This is a genomic window from Nocardioides faecalis (genome assembly GCF_018388425.1).
GTDB classification, from domain to species: Bacteria; Actinomycetota; Actinomycetes; order Propionibacteriales; family Nocardioidaceae; genus Nocardioides; species Nocardioides faecalis.
Genome location: NZ_CP074406.1, coordinates 1,846,263 through 1,861,238, shown reverse-complemented (window position 1 = coordinate 1,861,238; position 14,976 = coordinate 1,846,263). Strand labels below are relative to the sequence as shown.

Annotated in this window: 14 protein-coding genes; 6 read left to right on the top strand and 8 right to left on the bottom strand. The window is 73.0% G+C overall.

Features of this window, described 5'->3' with window-relative positions; all coding sequences use genetic code 11:
- Positions 1 to 9: 9 nt before the first annotated feature.
- The 3 genes from KG111_RS08535 to map are packed head-to-tail and all read left to right on the top strand — an operon-like array spanning position 10 to position 3,704.
- Complete coding sequence (locus KG111_RS08535) at positions 10 to 1,668, top strand: AMP-binding protein (protein ID WP_205290218.1); 1,659 nt, start codon at positions 10 to 12, stop codon at positions 1,666 to 1,668.
- On the top strand, positions 1,665 to 2,927 hold the full coding sequence (locus KG111_RS08530) for an acyl-CoA dehydrogenase family protein (protein ID WP_249666361.1): 1,263 nt from the start codon (positions 1,665 to 1,667) through the stop codon (positions 2,925 to 2,927). The genes KG111_RS08535 and KG111_RS08530 overlap by 4 nt, the downstream gene beginning before the upstream one ends.
- A gap of 9 nt (positions 2,928 to 2,936) precedes the next feature.
- Entirely contained in the window at positions 2,937 to 3,704 is a 768-nt protein-coding gene (gene map / locus KG111_RS08525) for a type I methionyl aminopeptidase (RefSeq protein ID WP_205290217.1), read from the top strand.
- Between the two features lie 3 nt (positions 3,705 to 3,707).
- On the opposite strand, the gene KG111_RS08520 is transcribed toward map, so the two are convergent.
- From KG111_RS08520 to KG111_RS08510, 3 genes are read right to left on the bottom strand one after another with little or no spacing between them, the layout of a single operon-like run.
- Entirely contained in the window at positions 3,708 to 4,067 is a 360-nt protein-coding gene (locus KG111_RS08520; protein WP_205290216.1) for a hypothetical protein, read from the bottom strand.
- Positions 4,064 to 5,281 (bottom strand): fatty acid desaturase family protein, encoded by a 1,218-nt coding sequence (locus KG111_RS08515; protein ID WP_205290215.1) that lies wholly within the window; start codon positions 5,279 to 5,281, stop codon positions 4,064 to 4,066. The genes KG111_RS08520 and KG111_RS08515 overlap by 4 nt, the downstream gene beginning before the upstream one ends.
- 58 nt (positions 5,282 to 5,339) lie before the next feature.
- Complete coding sequence (locus KG111_RS08510; protein ID WP_240195339.1) at positions 5,340 to 6,422, bottom strand: ferredoxin reductase; 1,083 nt, start codon at positions 6,420 to 6,422, stop codon at positions 5,340 to 5,342.
- A gap of 90 nt (positions 6,423 to 6,512) precedes the next feature.
- On the opposite strand from KG111_RS08510, the gene KG111_RS08505 reads away from it, so the two are divergent.
- Entirely contained in the window at positions 6,513 to 7,520 is a 1,008-nt protein-coding gene (locus KG111_RS08505) for a phosphatase PAP2 family protein (RefSeq protein WP_205290214.1), read from the top strand.
- A 7-nt stretch (positions 7,521 to 7,527) separates the two neighbouring features.
- Here the strand turns inward: KG111_RS08505 and KG111_RS08500 are convergent, their stop codons facing one another.
- A complete protein-coding gene (locus tag KG111_RS08500) occupies positions 7,528 to 8,310 on the bottom strand; it encodes a class I SAM-dependent methyltransferase (RefSeq protein ID WP_205290213.1) in 783 nt (260 codons plus the stop codon).
- Positions 8,307 to 9,323 carry a methylenetetrahydrofolate reductase gene (locus KG111_RS08495; RefSeq protein WP_205290212.1) on the bottom strand — a complete coding sequence of 339 codons (1,017 nt, stop codon included), beginning with the start codon at positions 9,321 to 9,323 and terminating at the stop codon, positions 8,307 to 8,309. Before KG111_RS08495 ends, KG111_RS08500 begins: the two co-directional genes overlap by 4 nt.
- Positions 9,324 to 9,384: 61 nt before the next feature.
- Between KG111_RS08495 and KG111_RS08490 the strand changes: the two genes are divergently transcribed.
- Positions 9,385 to 11,028 (top strand): ABC-F family ATP-binding cassette domain-containing protein, encoded by a 1,644-nt coding sequence (locus KG111_RS08490; RefSeq protein WP_205290211.1) that lies wholly within the window; start codon positions 9,385 to 9,387, stop codon positions 11,026 to 11,028.
- A gap of 90 nt (positions 11,029 to 11,118) precedes the next feature.
- Positions 11,119 to 12,255, top strand: a complete 1,137-nt coding sequence (locus KG111_RS08485) for a carboxylate-amine ligase (RefSeq protein WP_205290210.1) — start codon at positions 11,119 to 11,121, stop codon at positions 12,253 to 12,255.
- Positions 12,256 to 12,289: 34 nt separating this feature from the next.
- On the opposite strand, the gene KG111_RS08480 is transcribed toward KG111_RS08485, so the two are convergent.
- From KG111_RS08480 to KG111_RS08470, 3 genes are read right to left on the bottom strand one after another with little or no spacing between them, the layout of a single operon-like run.
- A complete protein-coding gene (locus KG111_RS08480; protein ID WP_240195338.1) occupies positions 12,290 to 12,535 on the bottom strand; it encodes a DivIVA domain-containing protein in 246 nt (81 codons plus the stop codon).
- 35 nt (positions 12,536 to 12,570) lie between these two features.
- Positions 12,571 to 14,322 carry a DUF429 domain-containing protein gene (locus KG111_RS08475; RefSeq protein WP_205290208.1) on the bottom strand — a complete coding sequence of 584 codons (1,752 nt, stop codon included), beginning with the start codon at positions 14,320 to 14,322 and terminating at the stop codon, positions 12,571 to 12,573.
- Positions 14,323 to 14,352: 30 nt separating this feature from the next.
- Complete coding sequence (locus KG111_RS08470) at positions 14,353 to 14,937, bottom strand: PepSY domain-containing protein (RefSeq protein ID WP_205290207.1); 585 nt, start codon at positions 14,935 to 14,937, stop codon at positions 14,353 to 14,355.
- Positions 14,938 to 14,976 lie beyond the last annotated feature (39 nt).

Below are 14,976 nucleotides of genomic sequence, written 5' to 3'. Positions count from 1 at the left end.
GCCGGCCCGATGACCGTCTACGACGACCGTCCCTGGCTGCGGCTCTACGGTCGCCAGCCCGGCGAGATCCACCCGGCCCACCGCAACGCCCTCGACATGTTCCGTGCCGGGTTGGCCCAGGACCCCGAGGGTGACGCCGTGCGCTACTTCGACGGCGCCCTGAGCCGGCGCGAGCTCGACGAGCAGAGCGACGCGCTCGCCAGCGGCCTGCTGGCGAGCGGGTTCGCGCCCGGCGACCGGCTGGCGGTCTACCTGCAGAACGTGCCGCAGTTCGTCGTGGCCGTGATCGCGGCGTGGAAGGCCGGCGGGGTGCTCGTCTCGATCAACCCGATGAGCCGGGCGCGCGAGCTCACCTACCTCCTGCAGGACTCCGGCGCCACCGCGCTGATCGCGCTGGAGTCGCTGTACGACGAGGTGGCCCGCGACGTCGTACCGGACTCCTCGGTGCGGCTGGTGCTCACGACGAGCGGCCTGGAGCACCACTCCCACCCCGACCCCCGGCTGTTCGCCGACCTCACCCGGCAACGGCACGAGGGCACCACCGACCTCGCCGCCTTCATCGACGAGCACCGCGGCGAGGTGCCGCCGGCGGCCACCCTGGCGCCCACCGACGTGGCGTTCCTGACCTACACCTCCGGGACGACGGGGGTGCCCAAGGGCGCGATGAACACCCACGGCAACGTCGTCTTCACCGCCACGGCCTACCGTGACTGGGCCCGCTTCCAGCCCGGCGGCTCGGTCTTCGGCATCGCTCCGCTGTTCCACATCACCGGCCTGATCGGCCACGTCGCGGTCAGCCTGCTCGCCCCGATGCCGCTGGTGCTCGCCTACCGCTTCGAGCCCGGCGTGGTCCTCGACGCGCTGCGCCAGCACCGGCCGACGTACACGATCGGCGCCGTCACGGCGCTCAACGCACTGCTCAACCACCCCGACTTCACCCGGGACCACTTCTCGTCGTTCACCTCGGTCTACTCCGGGGGCGCGCCGATCTCCCCCACCGCGGAGAGGGCGTTCGCCGAGGCCACCGGGCTGCAGCTGCACAACGCCTACGGCCTGACCGAGACCACCAGCCCGATGACGCTGACTCCGTTCGGCACGCCCTCGCCGGTCGACCCGACCTCGGGCGCGCTGTCGGTCGGGGTGCCGGTGCCCTCGACGGTGGTGCGGATCCAGGGCGACGACGGCGCCGACGTGGCGCTGGGCGAGGTCGGCGAGATCGTCGCCGAGGGGCCGCAGGTGGTCGCCGGCTACTGGGGCAAGCCCGAGGAGACCGCGGCCGGCCTGCCCGGCGGCGCGCTCCGCTCGGGCGACGTCGGCTTCATGAACGACGACGGCTGGATCTTCATCGTCGACCGGAAGAAGGACATGATCAACGCCGCCGGCTACAAGGTGTGGCCGCGCGAGGTCGAGGACGTCCTGGCCGAGCACCCCGCGGTCCGCGAGGCCGCCGTGGTGGGGGTGCCGGACGAGAAGCGCGGCGAGACGGTGAAGGCGTTCGTGAGCCTCAAGGACGGCCGCAGCGCCACGGCGGAGGAGCTCATCGCGCACTGCAAGGAGCGGATGGCCGCCTACAAGTACCCGCGCCAGGTCGAGCTCGTCGACGAGCTGCCCAAGACGGTGACCGGCAAGATCCTGCGCCGCGAGCTGAGGGGCGGGAGGCAACCGTGACCCCACCCACGCCACTCCCCCTGGCCGCGCCCTCGGAGCGCGCCCGCGACCTGCTGCAGCGCATGCACGCCTTCATGCAGGAGCAGGTGCTGCCGGCCGAGCCGACCTACGCGGCGCAACGCGCCGCCGCCGGCCCGGACGACCACACCGTGCCCCCGGTCGTCGAGGACCTCAAGCACGCCGCCCGCGAGCGCGAGCTGTGGAACCTCTTCCTGCCCGCTGAGTCCGGGCTGACCCAGCTGGAGTACGCCCCCATCGCCGAGCTGTCCGGGTGGAGCCTGGACCTGGCGCCGGAGGCCACCAACTGCGCCGCGCCCGACACCGGCAACATGGAGCTGCTCCACCTCCTCGGCACCGACGAGCAGCGCAAGCAGTGGCTCGAGCCGCTGCTGGCCGGAGAGATCCGTTCGGCGTTCGCGATGACCGAGCCGGCTGTGGCCAGCAGCGACGCCACCAACATCGCCACCCGCATCGAGCGCGACGGCGACGAGTACGTCGTCACCGGGCGCAAGTGGTGGACCAGCGGTGTGTTGGACCCGCGTTGCGCGCTCCTGGTGCTGATGGGCAAGACCGACCCGGAGGCACCGGCCCACCGCCAGCAGTCGATGCTGCTCATCCCCCGGGACACCCCCGGCGTGCGCGTCGTACGGGACCTGCCGGTCTTCGGCCACCACGACCAGCACGGCCACGGCGTCGTGGAATTCCACGACGTGCGGGTGCCGGTGACCAACCTCCTCGGCGAGGAGGGTGGCGGCTTCGCCGCCGCGCAGGCCCGGCTCGGACCCGGCCGGATCCACCACTGCATGCGAGCCCTCGGCGCGGCCGAGCGCGCACTGGAGCTGATGGTCACCCGGGCCCAGGAGCGGGTCGCCTTCGGCGGGCCGCTGGCAGACCAGGGCGTCGTGCAGCACCAGGTCGCCGAGTCCCGCCTGGAGCTCGATCAGGCTCGCCTGCTGTGCCACCAGGCCTGCCAGGTCATCGACGCCGCGGGCAACCGCGAGGCCCGCACCCTGGTGGCGATGGCGAAGGTGGCCGTGCCGCGGGCGGCGATGTCGGTCATCGACCGGGCCATCCAGGTGCACGGCGGCGCCGGGGTCACCGACGTCACCCCGCTGGCGGCGATGTACGGCTGGCACCGCGCCATGCGGCTCTTCGACGGCCCCGACGAGGTCCACCTGCGCGCGATCGCCCGGGCCGAGCTCTCCCGGCACCGTCAGAGCGGCACCGGCGATGCCCCGAAGGCCGGTCCAGGTCAGTAGTCTGGACGGGTGATCGAGCTTCGTACCCCCACCCAGATCGAGCAGATGCGACCCGCCGGCCGGTTCGTCGCGTCGGTGATCAAGGCGCTGGCCGAGAAGGCCGACGTCGGGGTGAACCTGCTCGAGCTCGACGAGCTCGCGCACCGGATGATCAAGGACGCCGGCGCGGAGTCCTGCTACATCGACTACCACCCCTCCTTCGGGGCCAGCCCGTTCGGCAAGGTGCTGTGCACCTCGGTCAACGACGCGGTGCTGCACGGGCTGCCGTTCGACTACACCCTCGCCGACGGCGACCTGCTCTCGGTCGACTTCGCGGCGGCCGTGGACGGCTGGGTCGCCGACTCGGCGCTCTCGATGATCGTCGGCACGCCGAACGAGAAGGACCAGTGGCTCATCGACGTCACCCAGCGCGCCCTGGACGCCGGCATCGACGCGGCCCGGGCGGGCAACCGCCTCGGTGACATCTCCGCCGCGATCGGCGAGGTCGCCCGCGGCGAGGGCCTGAAGGTGAACCTGCAGTTCGGCGGCCACGGCGTCGGCCGGACCATGCACGGCGAGCCGCACGTGGCCAACGACGGCCGCGCCGGCCGCGGCCTGAAGCTGCGACCCGGACTGGTCATCGCGATCGAGCCGTGGTTCCTGCACACCACCGACGAGATCGTCTTCGACCCCGACGGCTGGACCATCCGCTCCGCCGACGGCTCCCGCGGCGCGCACGTCGAGCACACGGTCGCCATCACCGACGGCGACCCGATCGTGCTCACCGCGCGCGACTGACGCTCAGCCGGTCAGCGAGTTCGGCTCGAAACGAGCCCTGCGGTCGGCGTCCTCACGCGCGGGGCGCACGTACTCGAAGCCTGCCGTCGTCACGACCTGCCAGGTCGGCTCCGCGCCGGCGTGAGCCAGCAGCCGCTGCGCGCAGTCCACGTGCAGCGGCGGCGCGTGGAAGGCGTTGCGGCCGATCTCCTCGGGCGTGCCGACGAAGGCCACCGGCCTGCCCAGCGGCTCGGCGCACATGCCGCAGACCCGGCTCAGCGCGCACTGGGTGACCCGCCGCGTCACGAGGTCGCCCAGGGGCGCGCCCGGCTGGTCGAAGGCCTCCCACGCGAACGGCGTCGCGGTGCCCGTCATGCCGCTCATGCCCGCGCAGACGAGCCGGAGCGGGACCACCCACCCAGCTCGGAGCGTCGCGAGGGCCGCTCGGAGTCCGATCGGCGTTTGCGGTCGCGCGAGGGGCTCGGCGGTTCGGGCTGGTCGCTGCTGGTCCAGGAGTTGGGCAGCGACAGCTTGAGGATGGTGCGCAGCGCCTGGCCGTACTGCCGGTGCAGCGGGCCGGTGGTGTACGGGATGTCGTACTTCTCGCACAGCTGACGCACCCGCACCGAGATCTCGGCGTACCGGTTGCTGGGCAGGTCGGGGAACAGGTGGTGCTCGATCTGGAAGCCGAGGTTGCCCGAGAGGATGTGCAGCAGGTTGCCGCCCTCGAAGTTGGCGGCGCCGAGGATCTGACGCAGGTACCACTCGGAGCGGGTCTCGTCCTCGATCTCCTCCTCGGTGAAGTGCACCGCACCGTCGGGGAAGTGGCCGCAGAAGATGATCATGTAGGACCACAGGTTGCGGGTGATGTTGGCGGCCACGTCGGCGGTGAGCACGGTGCGCCACTGCGGCCCGGCCAGCGCCGGGTAGACGACGTAGTCCTTGATGATCTGGTTGCGGCCCTTGCGGAAGATCTGCAACGCCTGCCGCTTGAGCTCCTCGGGGTCCTTCTCCAGCTTCCGGATCCGCTCGATGTCGAGGTCGTGCAGTGCCACGCCCCACTCGAACAGCAGCGCCAGCAGCGCGTTGTAGACGGGCTGGCCGAGGTTGGCCGGGGACCACCTCTGCTCCCGGGCCATCCGCAGGACGCCGTAGCCGATGTCGTTGTCGTAGCCGAGCACGTTGGTGAACTGGTGGTGGATGTAGTTGTGCGAGTGCTTCCACTGCTCGGCCGGCTGCGCGGTGTCCCACTCCCAGTTCGAGGAGTGGATCTCGGGGTCGTTCATCCAGTCCCACTGGCCGTGCATCACGTTGTGGCCGATCTCCATGTTCTCCAGGATCTTGGCCACGCCGAGGAACGAGGCGCCCAGCACCCAGGCCGGCTTGCGGGTGCGCCGGAACTGGGTGCCCACCAGCAGCGTCACCCGGCCGGCCGCGGCCAGGCCGCGCTGCACCTTGATCATCCGGTTGATGTAGGCGGCGTCGGCCGGCCCCCGGGACTCCTCGACCTCCGCGCGCAGCGCGTCGAGCTCGCGGCCGATCTGGTCCACCTCGTCGGTGGTGAGGTGCACGTACTCCTTGACGTCCGAGATCGCCATGTGTGGTTCCTTCCGTGGATCGGTGTCGTGCGGACGGTGGTTCAGGTGATCAGGTGCCTCAGATGTCGAGGGTGCAGTCGCCGACGGCGGCGGTCACGCAGGTCTGCACCGGCTCGTTGGGGCTGTCGAACTCGTCGCCGCTGCGCAGGTCGCGGACCCGGCCGGAGACGAGCGTCAGGGTGCAGGTGTGGCAGATGCCCATCCGGCAGCCGTACGGCATGCCGACGCCGGCCTGCTCGCCGGCCTCGAGCACCGTGGTGGCGCCGTCGACCTCGATCTCCTTGCCGGAGTTGCGGAAGGTGATCGTGCCGCCCTCCCCGCCCTCGCCGCCCAGGTCGAGGGAGAACCGCTCGAGGTGCAGCCGCTCCTCGACGTCGTGGGCCTCGAAGTGTGCGGTGATCGCCTCCAGCATCGGCCCGGGCCCGCAGGCGTAGGTCTGGCGCTCGCGCCAGTCCGGGCACATCCGGTCCAGGCCCTCCGGCCCGTCGAGCTGCAGCATGCCGTCGCGGTCGGTCTCGAGGCGGTGCAGCGTCAGCGTCTCGTGCTTGGCGGCGAGCTCGTCGAGCTCGTCGCGGAAGATCATCCGCTCCGCGGTGGGCGAGGAGTAGTGCATGACCACGTCGGGCATCGAGCCGCGCCGGTCGAGGGTGCGCAGCATCGCCATCACCGGCGTCACCCCGCTGCCGCCGACGAGGAACAGCAGCTTGGCCGGCGGCGGGTCGGGCAGCACGAAGTCGCCGTCGGGCAGCGCGAGCCGGACGATGGTGCCGGGCTCGACACCGTTGACCAGGTGCGCCGACAGCAGTCCCTCGGGCATCGCGCGGACCGTGATCGAGATGGTCCTGCCCCGCCGCTTGGGCGGAGAGCTCACCGAGTAGGAGCGCCATTGGAACCGGCCGTCGACCTGCACACCGATGCCGACGTACTGGCCGGGGCGGTGGTCGTACTGCCACCCCCAGCCCGGCCGGATCACGATCGTAGCGGCGTCCTCGGTCTCGGGCACGACCCGCTCGATGCGCCCGCGCAGCTCGCGGGCGCTCCACAGCGGGTTCAGCAGTCGCAGGTAGTCGTCGGGGTGCAACGGGGTGGTGAGCTTGGCGCCTGCGCGCCGTACGCGCTCCCACGGGATGGTGCTCGCCATGGACACAGTGAACACTTGTACGCCGAATCAGGCAAGGGTGCCCGCGCAGACGATCCGGCGCGGCCGATAGCCTCCGCCGCGGAGGTGTCGATGACCACAGCGGATGAGTCGCAAGAGCCGCGTACGCGCGTGCCCACGACGTGGCTGGTCCGGTTCGCCGGGCTTGCGGTGTTCGTGGCCGCCCTGGGCGCCTACGTCGAGGTCAACGGGCTCCCCCGGCAGGGCTACCAGGTGGTGATCATCCTGTGGCTGGCCACCGTCGCCTGGGACGTACGACGTCCCGTGCGCGAGCACCTCGCGTTCCTGCGTGACTGGTGGCCGCCGTTCGCGGTGCTGCTGCTCTACCTCTACAGCCGCGGTGTCTCCGACGACCTGGGCATCTTCGGCGTCGAGTTCACCTGGCCGATCGAGGCCGACCGGTGGCTGTTCGGCGGCACCCTGCCGACCGAGTACCTGCAGGCCAAGCTCTGTGACGTGCCGTGCCGCCAGTCCCTGCCGCCGCGCTGGTACGACGTCGTGCTGACCACCGTCTACTACTCGCACTTCTTCGCCGCGCTCGCGATCGGGGCGGTGCTGTGGAAGCGGAACCGGCCCGAGTGGATCTACTACATGCGCCGCTACCTGGCGATCATCTCGCTCTCGGTGGTCTGCTACGTGCTCTACCCGATGGCACCGCCGTGGATGGCCGCCCGCGACGGCTACCTCACCGACGACGTCGCCCGGATCACCGGCCGCGGCTGGTTCGACCTGAGCACGTCCGGCTCGGCGTCCGCGGGGGCCGGCACGACGCAGCAGCACGTCTCCGCGATCGGCAACCAGGTCGCCGCGATGCCCTCGCTGCACTCCGCGCTGGCGATCTTCATCGCCTGGTGGGTGATCGCCCGCTTCACCGGTCTGTGGCGCTGGAGCGTGCTGCTCTACCCCGCGGCGATGCTGTTCTCGCTCGTCTACTACGCCGAGCACTACGTCGTCGACGAGATCGCCGGCGCGCTGCTGGTGGCCGTCGTCGTGGGCGGCTGGGCCTGGTGGGACCGGCGGCGCCGTGTCCCGCAGGAGGAGCAGCCGCGGGCCGAGGCCTCCGCTGCCAGGTCCGGCTAGGTCGCCACTAGGCCCGTCGGCAGGCCAGCAGCACGCCGGTGACCAGCCCGTCGGAGATCAGACCGGTGATGGTCTCCTGCTGCGCCTGCGCCCGGCTCCAGCGCTCGTCGTGGCGGTGGTCGCGAGCGATGACCTCCTCGACGCGCTCGGCGGCCTCGTCCCACTCGGCCGGCGTGCTCGCCACCTCGGTGAGCGGCTTCTCCTCCAGCACCGTGATCCCGACCGCAGCCAGGTCCTCGCGCAGCTCGGGCAGGCTCGGGAAGTGGTTGCCGTCGGGCTGGTCGGGCAGCTCGTCGACGCTACGGGCGTAGACGAGCAGGCCGAGCGCCCCGCCGGGGGCCACGACCCGGCGCAGCTCGGTGAGGTAGCCGCGCTTGTCCTGCAGCGTGCAGAGCACGCCGAGCGACCAGGCGGCGTCGAACGTCTCGTCGCCGAACGGCAGCGCCGCGCCGTTGGCGACGACCACCGGCCGGCCGAAGAGCCGCCCGGCGGCGCGGCAGGCGCCCTCCATCGGCTCGGCCAGCGTCGGTCGCACCCCGTGCTCGCGGGCGGCACGCTCGGCCGGGCCGCCGACACCGGCGCCGGAGTCGAGCAGGCTCATCCCCGACCTCAAGCCCATCCAGGTGGCCAGCCAGTCCAGCGCGGCGGGAGAACCGCTGCCCCGGCACGCCGCCGGCAGCGCGTGGTCCTCGCCCAGCTCGGCGACGGCCGCCGCGGTCCACCAGGCGACCGTGTCGAACTCGTCGGCCATCGCCTCGTCGGGCAGCCCCCCGCCCACAGTGTCCTTCATCGACCCTCCCTGATCCTCGTGCCGATCTCGGCCTTCACCTGCGCGCCGACGAGCTCGCCGTCCGCGGAGGCCAGCCCGGACAGGTTGACGCCGGCCACACCGTCGATGGCGAGCAGGGCCCGCGCCTCGCGGACCGCTGCCTCGATACCCGCCTCCCGCACGTCCGGTGCGGCCAACACCCGGGCCACCTCGTCGTCGTCGAGGTGCAGGCCTGGGAAGTTCTGCAGCACCCGCGCGGAGCGCTCGTCGGTGTAGACCGCCACGCCCGCGACCACCGGGATCCGCAGGCCGCGCGAGCGGGCGGCGGCCACGAAGGTGGCGACCTCGTCGGCGCTGCGGACATGGTTGAGCACGGCCAGGTGGGCGCCGGCGCGCTGCTTCTCCACCAACCGGTCGGGCCGCAGGTGCCTGGGCTGCGCCGCGGGCGCCTCCGGTACGGCGACCGCGTGCCCGCGCGCGCCGGCCAGCGCGGCGAGCTGGGTGCCGTCGAGGTCGAAGACCTGGGTGACGTCGGGGCGCACCCCCTGGGCGCGACCGTCGCCGGTCACGCACAGCACGCCGTCGACCCCGGCGACGGCGAGGCCGGCCAGCTCCTGCTCGAGCACCAGCCGGTTGCGGTCGCGGCACGCCAGGGTCACCCACGGCACCCCGCCGGCCTCGGCGACCAGCGCGCTCATCAGCGTCGGCGGGAAGTCCGGCCGGTTCTGGTGCTCGCCGACCAGCACGGCGTCGCAGGAGCCGGCCAGCGTGCGGGTCACCGCGGCGAGCCCCGCGGCGTCGTACGGCGGGATGGTCAGGTCGGTGAGCACCACCGGTCCGCGTGCGGCGGCCTCGAGCAGCCGGCTCGCCGGCGGTGCGGAGGCCCGGGGTGCGTCCGGCCACGCCACCGCGGCCGCGTCCGGTGCCGTGAACGGGCAGGGACGCTCGTCGAGCTCGCACGAGGCGTCGTCCCGGACCCCGCCACAGGGCCCGAACGTCATCCGCTTCGGGCAGTCCGGCTCCACGTCGCTCACCCTAGACAGCGCCTCCCAGCGCGCGTGCCGAGCGCGACCCGGGCGCCGATAGGATCCGGGGGTGTCAGCCACGCTCGTCGCCAAGGACCTCTCCGGCGGTCACGGACACCGGGTGCTGTTCGAGCACCTGGACCTCACGGTCGCCCCCGGCGACGTGGTCGGCGTCCTCGGAGCCAACGGGGCCGGCAAGTCGACGCTGCTGTCCCTGCTCGCCGGGGTCGCCGAGCCGATCGCCGGCACGGTGACGTGCGCGCCCGCCGACGCGTTCGTGGGGCTGTTGCCGCAGGAGCACGAGCGGGTGCCCGGCGAGACCGTGGCGCAGTACGTGGCACGTCGTACCGGCGCGGCCGCGGCGACCGAGGCCATGGAGGCCGCGGCCGCGGACCTCGGCACCGAGATCCCGGGCGCCGACGACGCCTACGCGCTGGCCTTCGACCGGTGGCTGGCCAGCGGGGCGCCGGACCTGGAGGACCGGGTGGAGCCGATGCTCGCCGAGCTCGGCCTGCCGTTGGCGCCCGAGACGCTGATGAGCGCGCTGTCCGGCGGCCAGGCCGCGCGGGTGGCGCTGGCCGCGCTGCTGCTGAGCCGCTTCGACGTCGTCCTGCTCGACGAGCCGACCAACGACCTGGACCTCGACGGCTTGGCCCGACTGGAGGAGTTCGTGCGCGGGCTGCGCGGCGGGGTCGTGCTGGTCTCCCACGACCGGGAGTTCCTGGCGCGCTGTGCGACCCGGATCGTCGAGCTCGACCAGGCCCAGCAGCAGATCCGCGTCTACGACGGCGGCTACGAGGCCTACCTGGAGGAGCGGGAGATCGCCCGACGGCACGCCCGGGAGGCCTACGACCAGTACGCCACGAACCGTGACGACCTCGTGCAGCGGGCGCGCACCACCCGGGAGTGGAGCTCCCAGGGGGTGCGCAACGCGATGCGCAAGAACCCCGACAACGACAAGATCCGGCGCCGTGCCGCCACGGAGTCGTCGGAGAAGCAGGCCCAGAAGGTGCGCCAGATGGAGTCGCGCATCGCCCGGCTCGAGGAGGTCGCCGAGCCCCGCAAGGAGTGGGTGCTGCAGTTCTCCGTCGCCGCCGCGCCGCGCTCCAGCTCCGTGGTGGCCACCTTGAACGAGGCGGGCTGCCGGCTCGGGGAGTTCACCTTCGGCCCCGTCTCGGTGCAGGTCAACGCCGGGGACCGGATCGGCATCACCGGTCCCAACGGCGCCGGCAAGACCACCCTGCTGCGGCTGCTGTTGGGCCAGCAGGCACCCGACACCGGCTCCGCGTCGCTCGGTGCGTCCGTGGCCGTGGGCCTCATCGACCAGGGCCGCACCATGCTGGCCGGCGCGCGGCCGCTGGGCGAGGCGTTCGAGGCGCAGGTGCCGGAGTGGACCCAGGCCGAGGTCCGCACCCTGCTCGCCAAGTTCGGTCTCAAGGCCGACCAGGTCGCCAGCGCCGTCGACCGCCTCTCCCCCGGCGAGCGGACCCGCGCGGCGATGGCGCTGCTGCAGGCCCGCGGGGTGAACCTGCTGGTCCTCGACGAGCCCACCAACCACCTCGACCTGCCCGCCATCGAGCAGCTCGAGGAGGCGCTGGCCGCCTACGAGGGCGCGCTGCTGCTGGTCTCCCACGACCGGCGGCTGCTCGCCAACGTCGACCTGCACCAGCACTGGGAGGTCGACGCCGGACAGGTCGTGGTCCGGCACGTCTGACGCCCTGAAGGCTGGACTCCCCCGCCGCCGGGTACTGGCGCAGGGACGACGAATCCGTCAGGGCCGACGCAGGGAGGGAGGGGCCGAGGCATGCAGCTGCGCAAGCTCGGCGTGGAGGAGGAGCTGTTGCTCGTGGACCCCGAGACCCGGGAGCCGGCGCCGCACGCGCCGACCGTGCTGCAGCACGCCGCCCAGCACGCAGCGCAGCAAGGCGTGGAGGCGGAGGTCGCCGACCTCGACGCGGAGCTGTACCGCCACCAGCTGGAGACGCGCACACCGCCGGTGACCGACCTCGGTGAGCTGCGCGCCCACCTGGTACGACGCCGCGAGGTCGCCGCACAGGCCGCCGAGGCCGTCGGGCTGCGGGTGATGGCCGCCGGCACCCTGCCGCTGCACGCCGGCACGCCGCAGCCCACCCGCGACGACCGCTACCTCGACATGCTCGGCCTCTACGGGGAGATCGCCCGGCCCGCGGGCACCTGCGGCATGCACGTGCACGTCGACATCGACTCCCCCGAGCAGGGCGTCGCCGTCATCGACGCGATCGCCCCCTGGCTGCCGCTGCTGCTGGCCGTCGGCGCGAACTCCCCGTTCCACCACGGCCGCGACACCAGCTATGCCTCGTGGCGCTCCCAGGTGTGGTCGCGCTGGCCCAGCGCCGGGCCGACCGAGCCGTTCGGCTCGCTGGCGGGCTACCGCGACGCCTGCGCCGCGCTGATCGCCTCCGGCGCCGCACGCGACGTGGGCATGCTCTACTTCGACGCCCGGCTCGCCAAGGCCGCGCCCACCGTCGAGATCCGGATCAGTGACGTGTGCACCGACCCCGACGACGCGATCCTCGTGGCTGCGCTCACCCGGGCGCTGGTCACCCACCTCGTCGAGGGCGGCGACCGGGGCACCAGCGACGAGGGCGCGCCCTGGCGCAGCGAGCAGCTGCGCGCGGCGCAGTGGCGGGCCGCCCGCTACGGCCTGTCCGAGCGGCTGCTGGATCCCCGCACCGGCGAGCAGGCCCCGGCGCGCGACGTGCTCGCCGGCCTCCTCGCCACCGTGCGCGAGGAGCTGACGGCGTACGACGACCTGGACCTGGTCACCGACGGCATCGAGCGGGTGCTGGCCGCCGGCGGCTCCGTGCGCCAGCGGGCCGCGTTCGAGCGCAACGGCGGCAGCCTGGCCGCGGTCGTGGACGACCTCGTGCTGCGCAGCGCAGCGGCCTCGACCCCCGCGTGAGGCGCCGCGCAGCGGCCGGGAGGTCAGCTGGCGGTCAGCTGTCGGCCAGCTCCACGACCCGGGCGAGCAGGTCGTCGACCTCGGCCATCTCGTAGCCCTCGCGGAACCGGACCTGGGTGAACCTGCGCCCCTCGATGAGTGGCCGCACTGCTCCGCCCTGCGCGGCCTCGCGGGACACCCGGTCGAGCAGGTCGTCGACCTCGCCCATGTCGTAGCCGTGCCGGAAGCGCACCGGGGTGAACCGTGCGGACTGGATCATCTCGGAGACGGCGTGCGACATGGGCACACCCTAGGGGCCACTCACCCCCACCGGGCTCAGGCCGCGCCGCGCATCTTCGCCAGCCTCGCCCGCAGCGCCGCCACCCGGTCGGCGTTGGCGTGCAGGTCGACGTACCGCTCGCCGTGGGCCCACAGCAGCGCGTCGTCGAGGCGGCGCACCGCTCCCGGCGGATAGCGGTAGTCCATCCGTTGGCGCAGCGTCTCCGCGTCGACCGCACGCAGGGTCTCGGCGAGCTCGCTCAGCGAGGTGATGCCGAGCTCGAGCACGATGTCGGCGATCCACGCGTAGTGCTCGGTGCGCGACCAGCCGGCGTCGGCGTACTGCCCGGCGAGGAAGGCGGCCAGCTCGCGAGGGCTGATCCGCGGGTCGTCGTCACCGACCTCCGCCGGGGACGACGGGGTGCTCTCGCGCAGCCGGTCGCGGATGGTGGAGAACTCCCGGTCGGCGAGCTCGAGGAGCCCCGCGGCGAGGGTGAAGCGCCGATCGAAGTCGCGGGCGTGCTGCTCGGGGATGGTGCCCTTGTAGCGGATGTCGTGCTCGAACTCGGCCCACGCGTGCTGCAGCACGGTGCGGATCTGGATCTGGGCGTGCCGTCCGCGCAGCACCGGGTCGGCGGCGTCCTCCAGCGACGGGTCCAAGGTGACCAGCAGGTGCCGGCTGGCGTAGCCGAACCGCCCCTCGCTGGCCGTCTCCTGCCCCATGTCGCGGTCGTCGTGCACGACCACCCGGTCCTCCAGCACGTCGGCGACGGCCTGGACGTCGCTCTGCACGTAGGTGATCACCCGGAGCCCGATCTGGTCGGTGATCTCCCCCAACGGGTCGGTGAACACCGGCCGGCCGCCGGCCACCCGGGCCGCCTTCCCCGCGAACGAGGTGACGGACTTGGTGCGGCCGGTGACCGTCAGGTAGTTGATGCCGGCCTCGTCGAGCGCCGCGGTGACGAGCGCGACGAAGGCCTCGGTGGCGCGGCGCAGCTCGGGGTGCCGCTCGGCGTAGACCCGGACGGCGGCACCGGCGTCGCGCACCGGCGCCGAGCGCGGCGCCCGCGGCGTGGGCACCAGATCGGCCGGCAGCGTCGGCGTGACGATGTAGCCCTCGGCGAGGTTGCCGTACGTCGTGGTGGCCTCGGGGCGGCGGCGGGAGAAGAGGGCGACGTAGGCGCACACCACCGCATCCACCTGGTCCTCGACCACCCGCAGCTCGCTCTTGCGTCCCGCGCGCTCGGCCGCGGTGCGCAACGCCCGCCAGGCCTCGTCGACCACCAGCGGCGGGTCGGCCTCCGCCAGCCCCTCGAGGAGGCCGATCAGCACCAGCAGCTCGGCGCGCAGCTGCTCCAGGTCCCGTCCGGGCTTGTTCTTGTACTTCAGCGTCCGGCCCAGCCGGAACAGAGCGACCGTCGCGGCGTGCGGGTAGACCTCGATCGCCCGGCGCGGCCGGCCCGAGCGGGGGTTGAGGTCGAGGCCCAGCGCCGAGGCGATCCGCGCCCCACGCGGCTGGGTGGCGAACTCGGGTCGGGCGGTGTTCACCGGGTGGGCGCCGGCATCGAACCGGGCGAAGTCCCGGTTCAGCGCGGCCTCGGCCGGACGGTTGCCCGTCGGGTTGGTCACCACCAGCGGCGCGTCGATGGCGACGAGGCAGTCGCCCTCGACATACGGCGCGAGGGCGGCCAGGATCTCCTCGTCGTCCCCGGCCGCCCTCACCATCACCAGCCGGCCGGCCTCGTCGAGCACGGCCAGGCCGGTGGGCTTGCGCTCGCCCCAGGCGAGGTCCACTCCCACGTAGTGCATGAGGCGAAGCCTGCCCTACGCGGCGCGGGCTCAGTCGTCGAGCGTCTTGGTCACCACGGCGAAGGAGGCGTCGAGGTCGACGTCCCACTCCGCGCCCTCGGCGTCGCGGACCTCGACGTCGTAGGCGACGCCGGGGTCGTCGCCGGCCTCGACGTCGAGCACGGTGCCGCCGCCGACCGCGGCGAGTGCGGCCTTCTCCGCCGAGGCCCGCTCGGTCGCGGGGACCGGCCGGTCGTCGGTGTCGGTGTCATCGGTGTCGTCGGTGTCGTCGGTGTCGGTGTCGTCGGTGTCGTCCTGCTTGGCGATGGGGGTCAGGTCGTCGTCCAGGGTGACGTCGACCTCGGTGCCGTCCTCGCGTCGTACCTCGACCTCGTAGGCCTCGCCGGCGTCGTCGCTGGTCTCCACCTCGACCGCAGTGCCCTCGCCGACGGTGGCCACCGCAGCGGTGGCCACCCGGTCGCGCTCACCGCCGCGGACGTCGTCGGTGCTGGCGCTGGCGCCCCAGAATGCGCCGCCGGCGCCCAGGATCGCGGCGGCGGCGACGGTGGGGACCAGGACGTGCTTGGTGCGCAGCCGGGCCAGGTTCAGGTTCTTGGCGGTGATCGGGTTCTTCACGGTGTTCTCCTAGGTGTCGTGCTGACTGGGTGTGCCCAC